General features: G+C 59.8%; 17 protein-coding genes and 1 pseudogene. 10 read left to right on the forward strand and 8 right to left on the reverse strand.

All coding sequences use genetic code 11. The features are described 5' to 3' along the window. Window positions 1-236 precede the first annotated feature (236 nt). The 5 genes from K3819_RS15780 (at window position 237) to K3819_RS15800 (ending at window position 5,677) form a co-directional block, all read left to right on the forward strand. Window positions 237-1,265 (forward strand): LacI family DNA-binding transcriptional regulator, encoded by a 1,029-nt coding sequence (locus K3819_RS15780; RefSeq protein ID WP_311736281.1) that lies wholly within the window; start codon window positions 237-239, stop codon window positions 1,263-1,265. Window positions 1,266-1,523: 258 nt separating this feature from the next. Then, the gene (locus tag K3819_RS15785; protein WP_221399709.1) at window positions 1,524-2,306 is read left to right on the forward strand and encodes a sugar phosphate isomerase/epimerase; all 783 of its coding nucleotides are present in this window, start codon (window positions 1,524-1,526) and stop codon (window positions 2,304-2,306) included. After that, window positions 2,299-3,321, forward strand: a complete 1,023-nt coding sequence (locus tag K3819_RS15790) for a sugar kinase (RefSeq protein ID WP_221397427.1) — start codon at window positions 2,299-2,301, stop codon at window positions 3,319-3,321. The genes K3819_RS15785 and K3819_RS15790 overlap by 8 nt, the downstream gene beginning before the upstream one ends. A gap of 58 nt (window positions 3,322-3,379) precedes the next feature. Continuing rightward, entirely contained in the window at window positions 3,380-4,678 is a 1,299-nt protein-coding gene (locus tag K3819_RS15795; protein ID WP_085610399.1) for an MFS transporter, read from the forward strand. A 21-nt stretch (window positions 4,679-4,699) separates the two neighbouring features. Next, window positions 4,700-5,677 (forward strand): D-glycerate dehydrogenase, encoded by a 978-nt coding sequence (locus K3819_RS15800; protein WP_221397428.1) that lies wholly within the window; start codon window positions 4,700-4,702, stop codon window positions 5,675-5,677. 57 nt (window positions 5,678-5,734) lie between these two features. Here the strand turns inward: K3819_RS15800 and K3819_RS15805 are convergent, their stop codons facing one another. The 4 genes from K3819_RS15805 to K3819_RS15820 all read right to left on the reverse strand — a co-directional run bounded on the left by K3819_RS15805 (window position 5,735) and on the right by K3819_RS15820 (window position 11,167). Further along, a complete protein-coding gene (locus K3819_RS15805; protein ID WP_221397429.1) occupies window positions 5,735-6,922 on the reverse strand; it encodes a pyridoxal phosphate-dependent aminotransferase in 1,188 nt (395 codons plus the stop codon). Window positions 6,923-6,963: 41 nt separating this feature from the next. Further along, window positions 6,964-8,589 (reverse strand): methyl-accepting chemotaxis protein, encoded by a 1,626-nt coding sequence (locus tag K3819_RS15810; protein WP_221397430.1) that lies wholly within the window; start codon window positions 8,587-8,589, stop codon window positions 6,964-6,966. 222 nt (window positions 8,590-8,811) lie between these two features. Beyond that, window positions 8,812-9,951 (reverse strand): glycerate kinase, encoded by a 1,140-nt coding sequence (locus tag K3819_RS15815; protein WP_221397431.1) that lies wholly within the window; start codon window positions 9,949-9,951, stop codon window positions 8,812-8,814. A 91-nt stretch (window positions 9,952-10,042) separates the two neighbouring features. Beyond that, a complete protein-coding gene (locus tag K3819_RS15820; RefSeq protein ID WP_085610403.1) occupies window positions 10,043-11,167 on the reverse strand; it encodes a sugar diacid recognition domain-containing protein in 1,125 nt (374 codons plus the stop codon). 171 nt (window positions 11,168-11,338) lie between these two features. Between K3819_RS15820 and K3819_RS15825 the strand changes: the two genes are divergently transcribed. Further along, window positions 11,339-12,649 carry an MFS transporter gene (locus K3819_RS15825; protein WP_221397432.1) on the forward strand — a complete coding sequence of 437 codons (1,311 nt, stop codon included), beginning with the start codon at window positions 11,339-11,341 and terminating at the stop codon, window positions 12,647-12,649. Between the two features lie 110 nt (window positions 12,650-12,759). Here the strand turns inward: K3819_RS15825 and K3819_RS15830 are convergent, their stop codons facing one another. The 3 genes from K3819_RS15830 to K3819_RS15840 all read right to left on the reverse strand — a co-directional run bounded on the left by K3819_RS15830 (window position 12,760) and on the right by K3819_RS15840 (window position 15,009). Next, a complete protein-coding gene (locus K3819_RS15830; protein ID WP_221397433.1) occupies window positions 12,760-13,629 on the reverse strand; it encodes a hypothetical protein in 870 nt (289 codons plus the stop codon). A gap of 171 nt (window positions 13,630-13,800) precedes the next feature. Continuing rightward, window positions 13,801-14,172, reverse strand: coding sequence for a DUF6124 family protein (locus K3819_RS15835; protein WP_085610405.1), 372 nt, complete (start codon window positions 14,170-14,172; stop codon window positions 13,801-13,803). A gap of 474 nt (window positions 14,173-14,646) precedes the next feature. Next, on the reverse strand, window positions 14,647-15,009 hold the full coding sequence (locus K3819_RS15840; protein ID WP_221397434.1) for a hypothetical protein: 363 nt from the start codon (window positions 15,007-15,009) through the stop codon (window positions 14,647-14,649). 97 nt (window positions 15,010-15,106) lie between these two features. Between K3819_RS15840 and K3819_RS15845 the strand changes: the two genes are divergently transcribed. From K3819_RS15845 to rarD, 4 genes and pseudogenes are all read left to right on the forward strand, one after another. Then, a complete protein-coding gene (locus K3819_RS15845; protein ID WP_221397435.1) occupies window positions 15,107-16,006 on the forward strand; it encodes a LysR family transcriptional regulator in 900 nt (299 codons plus the stop codon). 21 nt (window positions 16,007-16,027) lie between these two features. Continuing rightward, window positions 16,028-16,360: pseudogene (locus K3819_RS15850) on the forward strand (aldo/keto reductase); the annotation flags it as partial. A 106-nt stretch (window positions 16,361-16,466) separates the two neighbouring features. Continuing rightward, window positions 16,467-18,584 carry an acyltransferase family protein gene (locus K3819_RS15855; protein ID WP_221397436.1) on the forward strand — a complete coding sequence of 706 codons (2,118 nt, stop codon included), beginning with the start codon at window positions 16,467-16,469 and terminating at the stop codon, window positions 18,582-18,584. A gap of 168 nt (window positions 18,585-18,752) precedes the next feature. Continuing rightward, window positions 18,753-19,634 (forward strand): EamA family transporter RarD, encoded by an 882-nt coding sequence (rarD, locus tag K3819_RS15860; protein WP_085610410.1) that lies wholly within the window; start codon window positions 18,753-18,755, stop codon window positions 19,632-19,634. A gap of 63 nt (window positions 19,635-19,697) precedes the next feature. Here the strand turns inward: rarD and hppD are convergent, their stop codons facing one another. Next, on the reverse strand, window positions 19,698-20,774 hold the full coding sequence (hppD, locus tag K3819_RS15865) for a 4-hydroxyphenylpyruvate dioxygenase (protein WP_007958955.1): 1,077 nt from the start codon (window positions 20,772-20,774) through the stop codon (window positions 19,698-19,700). Window positions 20,775-20,987: the final 213 nt, after the last annotated feature.

The following is a 20,987-nucleotide window of genomic DNA, read 5'->3' on the forward strand; positions in this document are numbered from 1 at the left end:
TGTTGTCAATGCACAAGTCGTTCAATCGCGTCTTATGGTTGATTAAGCGCCGACTTCCTGCCGCTGCATACTGTCAGATCTGACAGGTAAAACGACCACCCGTCGGAATAACCTCACTGCGAATCCAAAACACCCATCAAGCAAACTTGACGAGGGAGTAATTTTTCAGGCCAACTGAAACCGGTTTCAGCTTCTGTTTCAGTTGCTGCACAGACATAAAAACAAGGTCCATCACCGTGAACGATTTCTCCGCCGCCCAGCGCAGCCGCGTCACCATGCTCGACGTTGCCGAACACGCTGGCGTGTCCAAGGCCAGCGTCTCGCGCTTCATCGGCGATGATCGCGCCCTGCTCTCCGATGCCATTGCCCAGCGCATCGAGCAGGCGATTGCCGAACTCGGCTATCGCCCCAATCAGATGGCCCGTGGTTTGAAACGCGGCCGCACGCGCTTGATCGGCATGCTGGTGGCCGATATCCGCAACCCTTACTCGATTGCCGTGATGCACGGCGTGGAAACCGCCTGCCGTCGGCACGGCTACAGCCTCGTGGTGTGCAACACCGACCGCGATGACGAGCAAGAACGCCAGCACCTGGCGCTGTTGCGCTCGTACAACATCGAAGGGCTGATCGTGAACACTCTGGGCCATCACCGGGATGAGCTGGATGAGTTGAAGCGGGAAATGCCGCTGGTGCTGGTGGATCGCAAGGTCGATGGGCTGGAAAGCGACATGGTCGGGCTGAACAACCCGCAAGCCATCGAGATGGCGCTCGAACATCTGCAGCAGCGCGGCTATCGCGATGTACTGCTGGTGACCGAACCCTATGACGGCACCAGTTCGCGGATCGAGCGGGTCAGCAGCTTTCAGCAGCAGATTGGCCAGCGCGAAGACATGCGCGGTGCAGTGCTGGAAACCGGCTCCAGTCTGGTTAAAGACCTTCAAACCTTTTTGAACACAACTGCTAACGGCCCGAAAGCCCTGTTCTGCGCCAACGGCGTGGCGGCGCTGGCTTGCAATTTGGCCCTTCGCGAGATTGGCTGCCGGTTGTTCGAGGATATCGGGCTGATCGCGCTGGATGATCTGGATTGGTATCCGTTGGTGGGTAGCGGGATTACTGCCCTTGCCCAGCCAACTGCCGAGATCGGGGCGCAGGCGTTTGAGTGTTTGCTCAAGCGGTTGCGTGGGAATGATGAAGCGGCGCGGACACTGGATTTTGCGCCGGTGCTTATTGAGCGCGGTTCGACCCGTGGGTTTTGTAGTGACTAATACGGCCTCTTCGCGGGCAAGCCCGCTCCCACAGGTATTGGGGTGTACCTGAGATTTGTGAGCGACCCGCTATCTGTGGGAGCTGGCTTGCCAGCGATGAGGCCAAAAAGAACAACACAGCCTTGGCTGATTTTTTTTGAACAAAAATAAAACCGGTTTCAGAGGTAAATAACAATGAATAAACCCGCCGTTTCCAGCAATTTCCCCAACCAAGGCTCGACCCATGTGTCATGCACGGATCATGACTCTTTTGCCCAAGTGACTAAACCTGCCGTTTCCATCAGCCTGTCCAGCTACGGCGCTGACCTCGTTCGCCGCAATGGTCAGGCTTCGTTCATCGAGGTGCTGGCCGCTGCCGGGGCCAATCGCATCGAGTGGCGCGAAGAACTGCTGACCAACGAAATCCCCGATCTACTCGCCACCGCCACACACGCTCAAGGCCTGCAGAGCATCTATTCCTCACCCACCGAACTGTGGCTGGCCGGTCAGTCGCGACCCAATCCCGAACTCATCACCGCGCTGCAAAATGCCGAGGTTTTCCATTCCAAGTGGCTGAAGGTTTCCCTCGGTTTTTTCACCGGCAACAACGATTTGCAGACGCTCGCGCAAATCCTTGCGCATAGTCCTGTTCAGCTTTTGGTGGAAAACGACCAGACCCTGCACGGCGGTCGCATCGAGCCGTTCCAGCGTTTCTTCGCCGCCGTCGAGCAGCACAACCTGCCGATCAAGATGACCTTCGACATCGGCAACTGGCAGTGGCAAGACCAGTCCGCCACCAGCGCCGCACGCTTGTTGGGCCGTCATGTCGGTTACGTGCATTGCAAAGCCGTGGCCCGCCGCGCCGACGGCAAACTGGTGGCCGTGCCGCCCTCCGCCACTGACCTGCATCTGTGGGAACAACTGCTGCGGCACATGGCCCAAGGCGTTATGCGCGCCGCCGAATACCCGTTGCAGGGCAATGACCTGGTGCAACTCACCACCGAACACGTCGCCGCCCTCGCCCGCCTCGGCCAATCCCGTCTGGAGCCTGCTCATGTCTGAGATCGATATTCTGTCGTTCGGCGAAACCATGGCCATGTTTGTCGCCGAACAGAGCGGCGATCTGGCAGCGGTCGAGCAGTTTCACAAACGGATTGCCGGGGCCGACAGCAACGTCGCCATCGGCTTGTCGCGGCTGGGCTTCAGGGTCGCGTGGCTGAGCCGGGTCGGTGCTGATTCGCTGGGACGATTTGTCGTCGAAAACCTGGCCCGCGAGGGGCTGGATTGCAGCCATGTCGAAGTCGACAACGCGCACCCGACCGGTTTCCAGCTGAAGTCGCGCAACGATGACGGCAGCGATCCGACGGTCGAGTACTTCCGTCGCGGCTCGGCGGCCAGTCATCTGTCACCGCAGTCGATCAACCCGACGTTATTAAGCGCCCGGCACCTGCACGCCACCGGTATTCCGCCGGCGCTGTCCGCGTCGGCGCGGGAAATGTCCCGTGAACTGATGACCCGCATGCGCAATGCCGGGCGCAGTGTGTCGTTCGACCCGAACCTGCGCCCGAGCCTGTGGACCAGTCAGCGGGAGATGATCACCGAGATCAACCGCCTCGCCGCCCTCGCCCACTGGGTGTTGCCGGGGTTGAGCGAAGGTCGCTTGCTGACCGGATTTGAAGACCCGGCGGATATCGCGGCGTTTTATCTCGATCAAGGTGCCGAAGCCGTGGCGATCAAACTCGGGCCGCAGGGTGCGTATTACCGCACCCATCTGGATCAAGGGTTTGTCGCCGGCGTGCCGGTCCAGACCGTGGTCGATACGGTGGGTGCCGGGGACGGATTTGCGGTGGGGATGATCAGCGCCCTGCTGGAGCACCAGAGTTTTCCCGAGGCGGTCAGACGCGCCAACTGGATTGGCAGCCGTGCGGTGCAGAGCCGTGGCGACATGGAGGGACTGCCCACCCGATCCGAACTCACCGCTGAATTCGAGGCCGCCTTCGCGAGCAAGCTCGCTCCCACAGGTCTTGTGTACGCCACGGACATTGTGGGAGCGAGCTTGCTCGCGAAGGGGGCATAACAGACACAACATTTTTTGAACCTGCTGCGACAAAAACAACAAGCTCAGGAGCAAGACCATGAAAACCGCAACCCTCGCCACCCGCCGCTGGTGGTACATCATGCCGATCGTGTTCATCACCTACAGCCTGGCGTACCTGGACCGGGCCAATTACGGGTTCGCCGCCGCCTCCGGGATGGCCGCCGACCTGATGATCACGCCGGGCCTGTCCTCGCTGCTCGGCGCGCTGTTCTTCCTCGGTTACTTTTTCTTCCAGGTGCCCGGCGCGATCTACGCGCAAAAACACAGCGTGAAGAAGCTGATTTTCGTCAGCCTGATCCTCTGGGGCGGGCTCGCCACGCTGACCGGCGTGGTCTCCAACGCCTATTGGCTGATTGTCATCCGCTTCATGCTCGGCGTGGTCGAAGCGGCGGTGATGCCGGCGATGCTGGTGTACCTGTGCCACTGGTTCACCCGCGCCGAACGCTCGCGGGCCAACACCTTCCTGATCCTCGGCAACCCGGTAACCATGCTGTGGATGTCGGTGGTCTCGGGCTATCTGGTGCAGCATTTCAGCTGGCGCTGGATGTTCATCATCGAAGGTCTGCCGGCAGTCCTTTGGGCCTTTATCTGGTGGAAGCTGGCCGATGATCGTCCGGCCCAGGCCAAGTGGCTCAACGACCAGGAAAAGCACGATCTGGAAAGCGCGCTGGCGGCCGAACAGGTCGGGATCAAAGCGGTGAAGAACTACGCCGAAGCCTTCCGTTCGCCGAAGGTGATCATTCTGGCGCTGCAATTTTTCTGCTGGAGCATTGGCGTCTACGGCTTCGTGTTGTGGCTGCCGTCGATCCTCAAGGCCGGCGCGCAGATGGACATGATCGAGGCCGGCTGGCTGTCGGCCCTGCCTTATCTGGCGGCAGTGATCGGCATGCTGCTGGTGTCCTGGGGCTCGGACAAACTGCAAAAGCGCAAACGCTTCGTCTGGCCGCCGCTGCTGATTGCCTCGGTGGCGTTCTACGGCTCCTACGCCTTGGGCGCGGAGCATTTCTGGTGGTCGTACACGCTGCTGGTGATCGCTGGCGCCTGCATGTACGCGCCTTACGGGCCGTTCTTCGCCATCGTCCCCGAGATCCTGCCGGCCAATGTCGCCGGCGGTGCGATGGCGCTGATCAACAGCATGGGCGCCCTCGGTTCGTTCGGCGGCTCGTATCTGGTCGGCTACCTGAACAGCTCCACCGGTTCGCCCGGCGCTTCGTACTTGTTGATGAGCGGCGCACTGATGCTCTCGGTGGTGCTGACGATTTTTCTCAAGCCCGGCGCCAGCGACCGGGTGACGGCCAAGCGCGTCGCACCGCGTCCGCAGCCGGCCCATTCCTGAATTGATAGAGAGATGACTGCGATGAAAAAGCAGGTTGTGTTGTACAAGAAACTATCGCCGGCGCTGATGGCGCGCCTTGAGGAACAGGTCAATGTGACGCTGATCGACAGCCTCGACGCCGACGGCCTGATGAAACTGCGCGACGCCCTGCCCGGTGCCCACGGCTTGCTCGGCGCGAGCCTGAAACTGGACGCGGCGCTGCTCGATCTGGCACCGCAGCTGGAAGCGATTTCCAGCGTCTCGGTGGGCGTCGACAACTACGACATCGACTACCTGACCCGGCGCAAAATCCTGCTGACCAATACCCCGGACGTGCTCACCGAAACCACTGCCGACACCGGTTTCGCGTTGATCCTGGCCACCGCCCGGCGCGTGGTGGAACTGGCAAACATGGTGCGCGGCGGTCACTGGCACCGCAGCATCGGCCCGGCGCATTTCGGCACCGATGTGCACGGCAAGACCCTGGGCATCATCGGTATGGGGCGAATCGGCGAGGCGCTGGCCCAGCGTGGGCATTTCGGGTTCGGGATGCCGGTGATCTATCACAGCCAGTCGCGTAAACCGGCGGTCGAGGCGCGCTTTGATGCGCAGTACCGCAGTCTGGAGGATCTGTTGCAGCAGGCGGATTTCATCTGCCTGACCTTGCCGCTGACAGCGCAGACTGAAGGTTTGATTGGCGCCGAACAGTTTGCGTTGATGCGGCCGGACAGCATCTTCATCAATATTTCCCGGGGCAAGGTGGTGGACGAGGCGGCGCTGATCGACACCTTGCGCCATAACCGGATTCGCGCGGCGGGGCTGGATGTGTTCGAGCGTGAGCCGCTGAATCATGACTCGCCGTTGTTGCAGCTGAACAACGTGGTGGCGACACCGCACATGGGCTCGGCGACCCATGAGACGCGCGAGGCGATGGCGCGGTGTGCGGTGGAGAATCTGTTGGTGGCGTTGGCTGGGGAGAAGCCGATGAATCTGGTGAACTCATCAGCTTGGCAGAGCTGAAGCTTTCAGCGCTTGTACCGGCCCGTCGAAGGGGCCGGTACTGTCGGTGCAAAAAATTCAGGCACTGCGCACTTGCAGAAGCTGCCCAGCACAAAAGGCAATCCGCGAACACGCATCCGCCAGTTTCACTCTATCCACCACCAGCCCGATGCGAATATGCCCCGCCGCACTGGGCCCGAACGCTTCCCCTGCCAGCACCGAAACCCCATACCCCTCCAGCAGGCGCTCGGCAAAGTCCTGCGCGCCGAGCCCGGTCTGGCGCACGTCGACCATTACAAACATCCCGCCATCCGGCTTGATCGGGTACAACCCAGGACACCCACGCAACCGCTCGCACACCAGATCCCGACGCAAGCGGTATTCCTCGCGCATCTGCGTCACTTCCGGCAGATCTTTCTCCAGCGCTATCTGCGCCGCTTTCTGCACAAAATCCGGCAACCCGAACAACATGCTCAGCGACAGATTCACCAGATGCTCGGCCAAGGGTTTCGGCCCGATCATCCAGCCGATCCGCCACCCGGTCATGGCATGGGATTTGGATAGGCTGTTAATGGTCGCCGTGCGCTCGGCCATGCCCGGCAGGCTCGCCGGGCTGACGTGCTCGCCTTCGTATAACAATTCGCTGTAGACCTCATCGCTGATCAGCCACAAGTCATGACGGATGCACAGCGCTGCCAGCTCTTGCCAGATCAGCAGCGACAGGCTCGCACCGGAAGGATTGTTGGGACTGTTGAGCAAAATGGCGCGTGTCCTGGGAGTGATCCGCGCCGCGACATCCGCCGGGTCGACGCGAAAACCATTCTCCGGACGAACCGGCACCGGCACCACGGTTGCGCCGCAGGCACCGAACACGCCTTCGTAGGTCACGTACATCGGTTCGGCGACGATCACTTCATCGCCCGGATCCAGCAGACATTGCGCCACCGAATACACCGCGCATTGCGCGCCGGGCAACACGATCACATGCTCGGCATCGACGTCCTGGCCGCTGTTGCGCCGATGGCGCTCGGCGATCTGCTTGCGCAGCTCCAGCCGGCCGCGCACGTCGGAATAATGGGTATCGCCCGCCAGCAGGCTGTCGATGGCGCCGTGGATGATCGGCAGCGGCGTATCGAAATCCGGATCACCCACGGACAGCAGCAACACATCAATCCCTTCGGCGCGCAGCTCCAGCGCTCGGTCGTGAATCCGCCAGGCCGCGGCTCCCTCCCCGGCGATTCGTTGGGTCAAGGCTGAATAGCGCATGTACGTCTCCTGATTGCGCGGTCTCCAGCCTTCACCCTAGGTCAAATCACAAAGCGCGCCACCATCGCATTCAAATCCACCGCCAGACGCGACAGTTCGTGGGTCGAGGCGCTGGTCTGGTTGGCGCCGGCGGCCGATTGGGTGGCCAGATCGCGGATGTTGACCAGATTGCGGTCGACCTCGCGGGACACCTGCGCCTGCTCTTCCGAGGCGCTGGCGATCACCAGGTTGCGCTCGTTGATCTGGTGAATCGATTGGGTGATCTGCTCCAGTGCAACACCGGCGGCGCGGGCCATTTCCAGGGTGGTCTGGGTGCGCTGGTTGCTTTGCTGCATCGACTCGACCGCTTCACCGGTTCCGTTCTGGATGCCGGCGACCATTTTTTCGATTTCCTGGGTCGATTGCGCAGTGCGATGGGCCAGTGCGCGAACTTCGTCCGCTACCACCGCGAATCCGCGCCCGGCTTCACCGGCACGGGCCGCTTCGATGGCGGCGTTGAGCGCCAGCAGGTTGGTCTGTTCGGCGATGGCGCGGATCACGTCCAGCACCTTGCCGATGTCGCGGCCCTGAGCGGCCAGGCCTTCGATCATTTGCGCGGTGTTCTGCACGTCGTGGGTCATGGTCTGGATCGCGTCGACGGTTTTCACCACCTGATCGCGACCTTCACGGGCGGCGTGGGTCGACTGGTTCGAAGCTTCGGAGGTCGATACTGCGTTGCGTGCCACCTCTTCCACCGCAGCGGTCATTTCGTTGACGGCGGTGGCGGCCTGTTCGATTTCGTCGTTCTGCTGTTGCAAGCCACGGGACGCTTCTTCGGTCACGGCGCTCAGTTCTTCGGCAGCAGCGCCCAGTTGCGTGGCGGAGCCGGCGATCTGTTCGATGGTTTTGCGCAGGTTGGTCTGCATCGCCGCCAGCGCTTCAAGCAGGCGCGCCGGTTCGTCCTTGCCGTCGATTTCGATGGCTTTGGTCAGGTTGCCGCCAGCGATGGTTTGCGCGGCAGCGACGGCGCGGTTCAGCGGGGTGACGATGCTGCGGGTCAGCAGCCAGGCCAGCAATACGGTCAACAACGCGGCAATTACAGACACGGCGATGATGCCGGTAATGGCACTGTTGTAATACTCACCCGCCTGAGTGGAAGCGGTCTTCGCGTCGGCGGCGTTGATCGCGATCAGCTTGTTGAGTTGTTCGCCCATCTTGTCGGTGCCGTCCTTGATCTTCGTGTTGATCAGGGCGCGCATCTCGTCGAGCTTGTCCTGGCGCGACAGCTCCATCATCTGGTTCTGCGCCTGCACGTAGTTGTCGAGAGTCGTCGAAAACTCCTGATATAACGCGCGTTCCTCCGGGCCGGCCGGCAGTACCGCGTAACTGGCCTGGGCAGCGCGTACCTTGTCCACCAGCACACCGATGCGGGTCTGGGCTTCCTGCAAACCGGCCGGTTCGCGGTTGACCAGAATGCGGAACGAGAGAATCCGCAGGCGCAACACGTTCTCCGTCACCACCGCGAGTTGGGTGACGCTTGGCAACTGCGTCGAGTCCATCTCCAGGGAAGCCTGACGGATGATCGACATGCGATTGACGGCGAACACGCCGAGCACGATCACCAACAAGGCAATGAAGGCAAAACCGAGGAAGGCACGGGGCGCGATATTCAGATTACGCAGGGACATAGGAGGACTCTCGGATAGTTGAAACTACGAGCGTCCATGCCGTTATCACGGGCCCGTGGGCGGGCTTCGTTCCGGCGTCACTGTTTTGGAAAATCTTGTGTGCGCCTGATTTCTGTATCGGCCAGGCTTGAGGAAGTTTGCGGGGAAAGATGAAATATTTTTCACGGCGCTGCAGGTGTTTCAGCGATGAAACACCCGTTGTTTTAGATGATGGATGACAGGTCAGGTCGGGGATGCCAGGCGCCAGACGCGAGCGATGTCGGTGGCGCGTTCGCGCAATAGACGTGGAGCTTCAGCGCAGGCCTGTTCGAGGGTCATCGGGCCGCTGGTGACGGCGAATGCAGCGTCGATGCCGTGATCGTAGAGCGCTTGATAGCCCTCGCCCAACGTACCGGCAATGACGATCACCGGTACGCCGTGTTGCTTGGCGATCCGCGCCACGCCAAACGGGGTTTTGCCGCGCAGGGTCTGGGCATCGAAGCGCCCTTCTCCGGTAATCACCAGATCCGCGCCCTTCACAGCTTCGGCCAGTCCGACCAGCTCGGCGACCACTTCGACACCGGCTTGGAATCGCGCACCGAGAAACGCCTTGGCAGCAAAACCCAATCCACCTGCGGCACCGCTGCCCGGTTCATCCCGTGCATCCTTGCCCAGCGCTTGCGCGCAGAGCTCGGCGAAGTGACCGAGGGCCTGATCCAGTTGTTGCACTTGCGCCGGGGATGCACCCTTCTGCGGGCCGAAAATCGCCGACGCGCCGTGGGGGCCGCACAGCGGATTGTTGACATCGGCGGCGATGTCGAAACGCACTTGCGTCAGACGCGGGTCGAGCTCGCTCAGGTCCAGACGTGCGAGTTGCGCCAACGCCAGACCTCCCGGCACCAGCGATTGCCCTTGAGCATCCAGCAGTTTCACGCCCAACGCTTGCATGGCGCCGGCGCCACCGTCGTTGGTGGCACTGCCGCCGATGGCCAGAATGACTCGCTGCGCGCCGGCATCCAGCGCGGCGCGGATCAGCTCACCGGTGCCGAAGGTGCTGCTGATACAGGCATCGCGCTGCCCCGGCGGCACCAGTTGCAAGCCGCTGGCCTCGGCCATTTCGATGATTGCGGTGTGGTTGTGTGGCAACCAGCCCCAAGCGGCTTCGACCGCTGCGCCCAACGGGCCACGTACGCGAGTGCGGCGCAGTACGCCTTCGCACGCGGCGAGAATCGACTCCACCGTGCCTTCGCCACCGTCAGCCATCGGGCACTTGACCAGCGTCGCCTGCGGCCAGACCTGCGCCAGGCCCAGCGCAATGGCTTCTGCAACGCCTTGGGCACTCAGGCTGTCCTTGAACGAATCGGGGGCGATGACGATTTTCATGCGAATTCTCCAGTTCCAATGCCCCTCATGCTGCCAGTCGCCTTGCCGGTTGACGCCTGTCCGCTGCACAAGTGGCGCAGGCGTTTATTGTTCATTTCGACAAATCGTCGGTCTGCGGCAGCAATTGCACACCCAGATACAACGCCAGCATCCCGTCGAGCTTCAACGGATCGACCCCGCTCAACTCGGCAATCCGCTCCATCCGGTAACGCAGGCTGTTGCGGTGGATACCCAAGGCATCGGCGCAAGCCTGGCTCTGCCCGTCGTGATCGCACCAACTGCGCAGGGTCGCGAGCAACTGGCCGTTGCTGTCCTTGGCGATCACCTTGCGCAACGGTTTGAGCAGTTCATCCAGCGCATCGTCGTTGCGATGGCGCCAGAGCATCACCGGCAAGCGATAGCGATTGAGAGTCAGGAGCCGTGAACGCGGCAGCACTTCGCGGCCGTAAGCGAGCAAGTCGCCGACCCGTCGATAGCAACGGCGCAACCCGGCCAGCCCATCGGCCTGCCCGCCAACCGCGATACGCAGAATGTTCCAGCCCAGACCATCGAGTTTTTCCAGCAGGCGATCATGCTCGACGTTCTGACTCGCCGGCCGGCACCACAACAGTGACGACTTGGCCGAACTCACGCACCAACTGTCGGGATAGCGCGACATCAGCCAGGCACTCAGCGCCTCGACGGTTTGCCCCGCTCCGTGTTCCAGACCCAGCTCGAACAGATACGGCACCCGCGTCAGTTGCGGTTTGAGCCCTAGCTGCTGGGCTTCATCCACCAAACGCGGCGAATCCCCTGCTTCACTCAACAGCAGTGCCAGCAAATCATCGCAACGCTGCCGCCGCCATTGCTGTTCGGATTGCTGGTTGCGCTGGCCGACCAGCATTTCAGCCGTCATGCGCACTAGCTCGGCGTAAGTGCGCAATTGCTCCGGCTCGCCGGTGATACCCAGCACGCCGATCAAACGCTGATCGAGCAGCAGCGGCAGATTGATCCCCGGCTGCACACCTTTCAAATGCACCGCCGTCTGCGCGTCAATCTCCACCACCCGACCGTTGGCCAGCACCAGTTGCGCGCCTTCGTGGCGGGTGTTGATCCGCTCCGGCTCGCCACTGCCGAGGATCAGCCCCTGGCTGTCCATGACGTTGACGTTGTACGGCAAAATGGCCATGGCCCGGTCGACGATGTCCTGGGCGAGGTCGTGATCGAGTTCGAACATAGGGGCTGGAATCCTTGAAAACAGGCGCGGACGGTTGTTCACCCGCACAGGGTCTGGCGGCAAACCCTGTGCTCAGGCACAAAGACAATCCGGCCAAAGGTGGCCGAGACTCTCAGGGCGATCAACGTTACCCTTTGCATCGCAAAAAATCATAATAAAGAGAGAGCCGCCATGTCGCAGAGCGCCGCTGCCGCCCAGACCATCGTTGACGATAAAAATGCCGTCTACAAACGCATCACCCTGCGTTTGATCCCCTTCATCTTCATCTGCTACCTGTTCAACTACCTCGACCGGGTCAACGTTGGATTCGCCAAACTGCAGATGCTCGACGCGCTGAAATTCAGCGAAACCGTGTACGGCCTCGGTGCCGGTATCTTCTTCATCGGCTACGTGCTGTGCGGCGTGCCGAGCAACCTGGCGCTGACCAAATTCGGGCCACGGCGCTGGATCGCGCTGATGATGATCACCTGGGGCACGCTGTCGACCTGCCTGCTGTTCGTCACCACACCGACCGAGTTCTACACCTTGCGCCTGTTCACCGGCGCGGCCGAAGCCGGGTTCTTCCCGGGCGTTGTGCTCTACCTTTCGCAGTGGTTCCCGACCTTCCGCCGTGGCCGGATCATGGCGCTGTTCATGTCGGCGATCCCGGTGTCCGGTCTGCTCGGCAGCCCGTTTTCCGGCTGGATCCTCAATCACTTCGCCGCCGGCCAGGGCGGTTTGGCCGGTTGGCAGTGGATGTTCCTGCTGCAAGGCATTCCGACCGTGGTACTGGGCGCCCTCGCCTATTTCCTGCTCAGCGACAACTTCGCCAACGCCAAGTGGCTGACCCCGCATGAGCGTTCGGTGCTGGAAGCCGATCAGGCGGAAGACCTGGCGAACAAGCCGAAAACCACCTCCGACTCGCTGATTGCCGTGTTCAAGAACCCGGCGATCTGGGCCTTCGGCCTGATCTACTTCTGCATCCAGAGTGGCGTGTACGCGATCAACTTCTGGCTGCCGTCGATCATCAAGAGCCTCGGCTTCAGCGACAATCTGGTGATTGGTTGGCTGAGTGCGATTCCGTATCTGCTGGCGGCGGTGTTCATGCTGGTGGTCGGGCGTTCGGCAGACTTGCGTAAAGAGCGTCGCTGGCACTTGGTGGTGCCGATGTTGATGGGTGCTGTCGGCCTGCTGATCGCGGTGAACTTCGCGGCGAATCCGGCGATTGCGATTCTCGGTCTGACCATTGCGACTATGGGTGCGTTGACTGGGTTGCCGATGTTCTGGCCGGTGCCGACTGCCATGCTGAGCGCGGGTGCTGCGGCGGGTGGGTTGGCGTTGATCAACTCCATGGGGCAGATGGCGGGGTTCTTGAGCCCTTACCTTGTGGGTTGGGTCAAGGACAGCACTGGGTCGACCGATGCGGCGTTGTATCTGCTGGCGGGCGTGATTGTTGGCGGGAGTTTGCTGGCATTGCGGATGACGCGGACGTTGCGGGCCTGATTACTGGCGAACACACAAAAACGGCCCATTTCGGGCCGTTTTCGATTTCGGGTGTTCTGTTCCGCTCTCTTGGGGGAATACAGTCAAGAACTCCCCGGATCCCCGCGGCCCTAGAATGTGAAATTATCTACAACAATGGCGTTGTTGCGCGGAGTAATAATGTCACATCGGGATATATCTCTAGCATTAAAAACCATTGGATGTGCTATTGGGGAGTCATACGGCCCTGTCACTTGAAGAGGTAGTGTTTGAATCATATTTTGCAAACGGTCATAGAAGACGACCGATCCGCCTGAAAACAAAACTCGCGAGTAATAGAAGGCGATTGTGTTCGTCGGGACTGATAAATCACATCTGAAAACGCCCGTTGCACCTCCGTTTGTCAGTAACACAGCCGCCCTCCCATCGATCTTGCCTGGAAGCAAAGGAACTTCATTGGCAGGCGCGGCATATACCCCCACGCCATGTGCCCCGGAAGTTACCGCTATCTTGAGTCCAGGCGTCGTAAGCAACTGTGGATAGATGGCAATGGGTACATTGTTAAAATCCTCATTTCTTACGGGTGCGACGGGCGCCACAGTCAGAGTCCAGATGTCTGTCGCCGGCAAACTGGCATTTTCCCGCAGTTCAAAGCGATGAGGCCCTTGAGACAGATTCATCAACTGCTGGAGAAGCGCACCGCTTTGATTGAACACTCCACTGGACACCATCACGCCGTTATCCGTGATCACAAATGGAACACCCGCCGGCCCGCTTCCGCCGAACTCTACTCCAGAAGAGGGGGTACTGGTGCCAGGCGGGATCGGGGATCCGCCGGGATACGTCGTGCAGTAAGTAAAGAACGGATTCTGGAATGGAACTCCCGCGGGCCCGCTTCCGCTGAACCCGACTTCAGTGGTGGGGGGAATGGTGCCAGGTGGGATCGGGAGTCCGTCGGAATACGGCGTGGAGTCCGTTGAGAACGGATTTTGGGCACTCATGGGGGCGCTCCTTCATGGGTCGGGTTCAGTCCGCGTGGGCTATGCCATCAAACGTCAATTGCCGAGCGCCCCGCTACTGTCAACTTTGACAGTAGCGACAAGCGGTCATGATTGATTCACCCTTTTTTCTACATAGAAAAACGGCCCGCAGGCCGTTTCTTTTTCAACGCATCAGACAGCCGAACCCGCCGCCACCTCCAGATTATCCAGCACCCGATTTACCGCCAGTTCCGCCAGCATGATCAGTTGCCCGATGCCCAGCAGCACATGCCGCTGCGGCGCGTCGAGCATCCCGGCGAAATCGCTGGCCATGGTTTTGGCGCAGGTCAGGGTTTCGCAGGCGTCGGCCAACAGTTCTTCGCTTGGGATGCCGGGGGCGATGAGGTAGCGGGTGTTAGGTTTGAGCAGCGGCTTTCTGGGGTGGAACGGATTGAGGTAGTGATCGAGCGCGCGTTCGGCGGCTTCGTGAAATTTCTTGGAGTCGAGGGTTTCGTAAGGCGAGGTGGTGTCGGTTTCGGGTGGGTTGGGTGTTGGTTTGATCATCGTGAAACTCCTAAGGCACTTATATAGAGCCACCACTCTCGCTACCAAACGATGGTGGTGGCCAGACGCAGGTTGGTAGACCGGGCCTTAGGAGAAACGGCGCACCCGAAGGTGCCCTGCGAATGACCACCATAAAACAGAGACAAAAGACTCTACAAAATGGAGCACTCTGCACTTAAAGACCCGGGCTACCAAACCCGATCGCTGTTCTTTTCAGCGACGGGACAACGATAAAACCCGGCCCTTGAGCGCACAAGCCGGCGGATTCTGGCGCAGTCGTAGGCAACGGCGCAAGGTTGTGTAGCCTGGGGTGCGTGTCTGAACGTGTCCTTTAAACACCCCTCTTAAACACCCCTACTCCGATCGTTCCCACGCTCCGCGTGGGAATGCAGCCCGGGACGCGGAGCGTCCCTTCCAGAGCCGGAACGCGGAGCGTCCCTTGAGGCATTCCCACGCAGAGCGTGGGAACGAGCATCACGCACTACTTTTCGCGTCCAGCTCAAGCACCACTCCCCCGGGTATCTGCACAAAAATCTGCCAGATCCCGTCCTCCGGCACCTGCGCCACCTGATACGGCAACCCACTGCCCTGCACCCGCTTCAAAACCACCGCCGCGTTTTCATCGGTACGAAACGCAATATGACTCAACGCCGCCTCATCCAGCACGGGCTGTTCAATCACATGCACCAACGCCTCCCCATCCTGATACAACCACCGCCCGGGAAACGGAAACGGCGGCCGCCGCCCCGGCGTCAATCCCAATAACCCGCCGAATGCGTCCTGCAGCATCTGCCCATCAGCAGTGTTGAAGGCCAGATGATCAAATGTCCACGTCATGTCTGTCTCCTGCGGTTATTCAGGATTCCAGTATCTGCGCTTGCCAATCGCGGAAAAATCCCGCAAAACGCCAAGGATCTTCAACGGATTTTTACTAATGAGCTCAATCCTCGATCTGGAAATCTTCGTCCGCACCGCCGACTCCGGCAGCATCTCCGCCGCCGCCCGGGCGCTGGAGCTGACGCCGGCAGCCGCCAGCATCGCGCTGAAACGCCTGGAAACCCGCCTCGGCATTCGCCTGTTCGCCCGCTCCACCCGCAGCATGCGACTGACCGAAGAAGGTCGGCGCTATCTGGAAAGCGTGCGCTTGGCATTGGCCACACTGGCCGAGGGCGAACAGGCACTGAAGCAGCAGACCGAAGGCCTGAGCGGCGTACTGCAACTGGCGGCGCCGTCGGACTTCGGGCGCAATGTGTTGCTGCCGTGGCTGGACGATTTCAAGCGTGAGCATCCGCACATTCAACTGCAATTGCTGCTCAACGACCGGCATGCGGATCTGTTTCGCGAGACGGTGGATGTGGCGCTGCGCTTTGGCGTGCCGAGTGATTCGACGATGGTGGCGTTGCCGATTCTGCCTGAGCATCGCCGCGTGGCCTGCGCCAGCCCTGCATATCTGGAGCGTCACGGCACGCCGCAAAATCCCACCGAGTTGAGCGAGCACAGCGCCCTGCTCTATCTGCGCAATGGCCGGCCCTACAACACCTGGCGTTTTCATCGCGAGGACGAAACGGTCGAGGTCGAAGTACGCGGTGACTACCTCAGCGACGACGGCGAAGTCGCCCGCCGCTGGGCGCTCGCCGGGCATGGGATCGCCTACAAGGCCTGGCTCGACGTCGCCGAAGACGTGCGCGCCGGGCGGCTGCTGACACTGTTCGATGACTGGCATGGCGAGAGCGTGCCGTTCAATCTGTTGTGCCCACATCGCGTGCAAGTCTCGGAACGGGTCAAGGTGTTGCAGGCGTTTTTGCGCCAGCGCTGCGAGGCACTGCGTCGATAAATTCACTTTGCCGCGCCGGGCGCCGGGCGTCAGGACAAACGGATTCTGGAAACCGAATGGCGGGTGGAATCGTTGCGCATTGCCCAGCAGATTCAGCAATACACCCAGGAGCGTGGGGTCGGGATTGTTGAATTTGCGATTGCCTGGGTGCTGAACAACGGCGCGGTGACATCGGCGATCGTCGGGCCGCGCACTGAGGAGCAGTGGGATGCGTACACCAAGGCGCAGTCGGTGAAGATTACAGCCGAGGATGAGGCGTTTATCGACTCGCTGGTGACGCCGGGGCATGCGTCTACGCCGGGGTTTAATGATGTGAGCCATTTTGTTTCAGGCCGCAAACCCCATCAGGCGTAGGATTTCCCCTGAACCTTGAACAGCCGATACAATCGGCTGTTTTTTTTAATCAAGCGCGATCAAACGGAAGCTGATTGATCGTTCGGAATTTGCCAGGGATCAGCACATGTCCAATCGCTCCGCCGAGCTCTTCAGAAAGCCACTGCGCGGGCTGCTGTTCAAATTAACGGGCGATAAAGATCCGCGCCCCCTCACTTGCGCTATAGAGCCCGCAACTTTCGGCCATCGCCGCCCTTTCCTCGCGTACCGGGCCGACATTGACGGACTTCGCGCCATCGCTGTTCTACTGGTGTTGATCTTCCACGGCGGAATGGCGCTTTTCCCGTCCGGTTTCATCGGCGTCGATATCTTCTTCGTGATTTCGGGTTATTTGACCACCGCTATCATCATGAAGTCGCTGCACAACGGTACGTTCACTTTCTCGGGATTCTACACGCGCCGGATCTGGCGACTGCAACCGGCCGTTATTGCATTATTGATCGTCACATTGATGCTCACGACGCTGCTGTACTTGCCCAATGATTACGTCGATTTTTTAAAAAGCGAAAAGTACACCTCGTTAATCATCTCCAACCAGTACTTTTCCAAAGTGACCACGGGTTACGCCACACCGGATGCAGCAAGCCTGCCGCTGTTGCACACCTGGTCTCTGGCCATCGAATGGCAGTGGTATCTGATACTCCCCCTGGGCATCTGGCTGCTCAACCGCTATCTGCCGAACGTTATTTTCAAAGCGGCGGTGCTCGGCCTGACCGTGGCAGCAATGGTGCTCGCGCTGTACCTGTCTTACGCCACTCCTGAGAAAAACTACTACTTCTTCGCTGCGCGGATTTTCGAATTGATGATCGGCTCTTGTGCGGTCATCTTCAGTACGGGCAAGTTCCGGCTCAATCGCCTGAGCGCCTCTGTGGTCTGTGCACTTTCGCTGGTCACGATCATCTATTGCGCCACCCGGGACGATATCTTGCCGGGATTCCCGCAATACCATGCCATTGCCGTGTGTCTTGCCACTGCAGCGTTGCTGTATCAGGGGATTGGTGATGCAAGCATTTTCGCCAAGCTGCTCGCGTTTAGACCCTTGGTGTTTATCGGCACGCTCTCGTACTCCTTGTATCTATGGCACTGGCCGATCCTGGCGGTGATGAATTACATGGGAATCGCGCTAACCCCGTCGATGACAATCATTTACTTCGTTTGCACTTTCGTCACGGCCTGGCTCTCGTATGTGCTGATCGAAAACAAGTTCCGCAAGGCACGATTTGGTTTTGCCAAAACGCTCGTGGTACTGATGATATTGCCCGCTATCGGCCTGTCGCTGCTGCACTCGGCCAGTGTCAGGCACGAGGGCTGGCCGGGCCGCTTCAATCAGGGCTACAGCAACATGCTCAACGATTTGAAAGCATCCGTGCCAGTTGCTCGGGAAGGATGTCTTGGTGTCAGCGATGGTGCCGATCCTGGCTGTATATCGGGCGCCGATCACGCGGCGCCACAAATATTTCTGATGGGCGATTCGTTTTCGAATCACTACTGGGGCTTTGTTGAAACGCTGGCCAGGGATGCCAATCTTGCTGTACTCGCACAGGCTTACCCGGCGTGCCTGGCCTTGCCCGGGATCTACCAGTACGACGCGAAAAAATACAAGAACGCGTTGTTTCAAAAATGCCACGACGCCGCTCAACGCTATTACGAGATGATTGCGAACAAGCACTTCAAGTATGTGATTGTGGGCCAGTTCTGGGAGGCTTATCTGAACGGTGACATCGTCACTAAACGCGATGATCCTCACAGCCTGGAACTGTCTCGACAACGCTTTGGCGTAGCAATCCGCCAAGCACTGGATATTATCGTCGCATCAGGCGCTATCCCGGTGTTTCTGGAGAACACGCTGCCCATGCCATCTGGGATCAACGCGTGCCTGCTGCGCCAGGTCAAATTGCGTGGGTTGATGGGCAGTGTCGAGCAAGGCAATCTCTGCGCTACTACGCCATGGTCCGGCAGCAAAGAACCAGCGCTGGAAACACTCTTTAATGACCTGAAGACTGAGTACCCCGGGTTAATTGTCATTGACCCGAAAACCGTGCAATGCACAGATGATGCGTGCATGAACACGGTCGACGGTTTTCCGGTCTATCGTGACATAGGGCACATCACCGATTACGCCTCTTATAAGTTTGGCGAGATGTACCTCATGAACTTCGGCAATCCCTTGCAAGTTGCGCAGTGATGATTCGTGCCTCCGGACGGGCTCCGCAGCAAGGCTGAACGCTTCGCGCGCAGGCGAAGGTCTACAGGCTGTTTGATGTGTGGCAAATATTGAGCATCTGCCCAATATTCAGCACAAAAACCACGTATCCTTCGCTCCCCGTTTGACCATCACCCCCGCGAGGACAGTTTGTCTAAAGGTATCGCTCTCTCGGTAACAGCCTCGACGCTGTTTGCCGTCATGTATTACTACACCTCGCTGCTCACCCCGTTGAGCGGCGTGGAAATCTTCGGTTGGCGGATGCTGCTGACCGTGCCCTGCATGACCGTGTTCATGCTGGTTTCCGGCGAATGGCGGCGAGTGCTGGAACTGCTGCGCCGGGTTCCTGCGCTGCCCAAATTGATCGCAGGCCTGTTCCTCTCGTCCGCGTTGTTGGGTGTGCAGTTGTGGCTGTTCATGTGGGCGCCGCTCAATGGCTACAGCCTCGATGTGTCGCTGGGCTACTTCCTGTTGCCGCTGGCCATGGTGCTGACCGGGCGCATCGCTTATGGCGAAAGCCTGTCGTATTTGCAAAAGGTCGCGGTGTTCTTTGCCAGCCTCGGCGTGTTGAACGAGTTGTATCAGGTTGGCGGGTTTTCCTGGGCGACGCTGGTCGTGGTCGTCGGTTACCCGCTGTATTTTGTGCTGCGCAAATACCTGAAGTCGGACAACCTCGGCGGCTTGTGGCTCGACATGACCCTGATGCTGCCGGTGGCGTACTGGTTTATACGCGGCGGCGAACAGGGTTTCGGCGTGTTCGATCAGTACCCGGCGCTGACGTGGCTGATTCCGCTGCTCGGTCTGATCAGTGCGTCGGCGCTGGTGGTGTATATCATTGCCAGCCGCTTGCTGCCGTTCAGTCTGTTTGGTTTGTTGAGCTACGTTGAGCCGGTGTTGCTGCTCGGAGTGGCGCTGCTGCTCGGCGAGAGCATCAAGCCCGGTGAATGGCTGACCTACATCCCGATCTGGCTCGCGGTGGTGGTGCTGGTGTTTGAAGGGTTCAAGCACCTGATGCGCCAACGGCGCCCATAAGACGCGCAATAAAAAGCCCGGCCTGCATTTCTGCAGGCCGGGCTTTTTTACATCTGATGCGGATTACTCGGTGGCAAGCACGCCACGACGCACCTGGTCACGCTCGATCGATTCGAACAGTGCCTTGAAGTTGCCCTCACCAAAACCATCGTCGCCCTTGCGCTGGATGAATTCGAAGAACACCGGGCCCATCAGGGTTTCCGAGAAGATCTGCAGCAGCAGACGCTTGTCTTCCTTGTCCGACGCGCCGTCGAGCAGGATGCCGCGCGATTGCAGCTGATCGACAGGCTCGCCGTGGTTCGGCAGACGACCTTCGAGCATTTCGTAGTAGGTGTCCGGCGGCGCGGTCATGAAGCGCATGCCGATCTTCTTCAACTGATCCCAGGTCTTGACCAGGTCATCAGTGAGGAACGCCACGTGCTGGATGCCTTCGCCGTTGAACTGCATCAGGAACTCTTCGATCTGCCCGGCCCCCTTCGACGACTCTTCGTTGAGCGGGATGCGGATCATGCCGTCCGGCGCGGTCATCGCTTTCGAGGTCAGGCCGGTGTATTCGCCCTTGATGTCGAAGTAGCGGATTTCGCGGAAGTTGAACAGCTTCTCGTAGAAGTTCGCCCAGTAGGCCATGCGGCCGCGGTACACGTTGTGGGTCAGGTGATCGATGATCTTCAGGCCGGCCCCGACCGGGTTGCGGTCAACGCCTTCCAGAAACACGAAGTCGATGTCATAGATCGAGCTGCCTTCGCCAAAACGGTCGATCAGGTACAGCGGCGCGCCGCCAATGCCTTTGATCGCCGGCAGGTTCAGTTCCATCGGACCGGTTTCGATGTGGATCGGCTGGGCGCCGAGTTCCAGCGCGCGGTTGTAGGCCTTCTGCGAATCCTTGACCCGGAACGCCATGCCGCAAACGGACGGGCCGTGCTCGGCCGCGAAGTACGAAGCAACGCTGTGGGGTTCGTTGTTGAGGATCAGGTTGATCGCGCCCTGGCGATACAGGTGCACGTTCTTGGAGCGGTGGGTCGCGACCTTGGTGAAGCCCATGATCTCAAAGATCGGCTCTAGGGTGCCAGGTGTCGGCGATGCGAACTCGATGAACTCGAAGCCCATCAGGCCCATTGGGTTTTCGTATAAATCTGCCATGGTTGGCGCCTCATCATTCTTATCAATTAACCAGAGTTATTTGTCAGTAATGCTGAGACCGGTGGGTGGCGCACAGGAGATGCCACGCACACTGCGGGCGAGGAAGTCACCGTAGATCAGTTGAAACCCGAATATCTTCATTGTCGACCCAAGGCTCTTGCGGGCGAGGCTTCTGCTGCCAGAAGACGATTATTATTGTATGCGTAACCCGAT

Origin of the sequence: Pseudomonas sp. 3-2, assembly GCF_019710535.1 — a bacterium.
Taxonomy (GTDB): Bacteria; Pseudomonadota; Gammaproteobacteria; order Pseudomonadales; family Pseudomonadaceae; genus Aquipseudomonas; species Aquipseudomonas pharyngis.

Coding starts and splice junctions, on each gene's coding strand:
- K3819_RS15835 (WP_085610405.1), bottom strand. CDS start 14,172: ATGATCAAACCAACACCCAACCCACCCGAAACCGACACCACCTCGCCT.
- K3819_RS15795 (WP_085610399.1), top strand. CDS start 3,380: ATGAAAACCGCAACCCTCGCCACCCGCCGCTGGTGGTACATCATGCCG.
- K3819_RS15800 (WP_221397428.1), top strand. CDS start 4,700: ATGAAAAAGCAGGTTGTGTTGTACAAGAAACTATCGCCGGCGCTGATG.
- K3819_RS15805 (WP_221397429.1), bottom strand. CDS start 6,922: ATGCGCTATTCAGCCTTGACCCAACGAATCGCCGGGGAGGGAGCCGCG.
- K3819_RS15820 (WP_085610403.1), bottom strand. CDS start 11,167: ATGTTCGAACTCGATCACGACCTCGCCCAGGACATCGTCGACCGGGCC.
- K3819_RS15810 (WP_221397430.1), bottom strand. CDS start 8,589: ATGTCCCTGCGTAATCTGAATATCGCGCCCCGTGCCTTCCTCGGTTTT.
- K3819_RS15845 (WP_221397435.1), top strand. CDS start 15,107: ATGAGCTCAATCCTCGATCTGGAAATCTTCGTCCGCACCGCCGACTCC.
- K3819_RS15855 (WP_221397436.1), top strand. CDS start 16,467: ATGTCCAATCGCTCCGCCGAGCTCTTCAGAAAGCCACTGCGCGGGCTG.
- K3819_RS15840 (WP_221397434.1), bottom strand. CDS start 15,009: ATGACGTGGACATTTGATCATCTGGCCTTCAACACTGCTGATGGGCAG.
- K3819_RS15825 (WP_221397432.1), top strand. CDS start 11,339: ATGTCGCAGAGCGCCGCTGCCGCCCAGACCATCGTTGACGATAAAAAT.
- K3819_RS15830 (WP_221397433.1), bottom strand. CDS start 13,629: ATGAGTGCCCAAAATCCGTTCTCAACGGACTCCACGCCGTATTCCGAC.
- K3819_RS15790 (WP_221397427.1), top strand. CDS start 2,299: ATGTCTGAGATCGATATTCTGTCGTTCGGCGAAACCATGGCCATGTTT.
- K3819_RS15815 (WP_221397431.1), bottom strand. CDS start 9,951: ATGAAAATCGTCATCGCCCCCGATTCGTTCAAGGACAGCCTGAGTGCC.
- hppD (WP_007958955.1), bottom strand. CDS start 20,774: ATGGCAGATTTATACGAAAACCCAATGGGCCTGATGGGCTTCGAGTTC.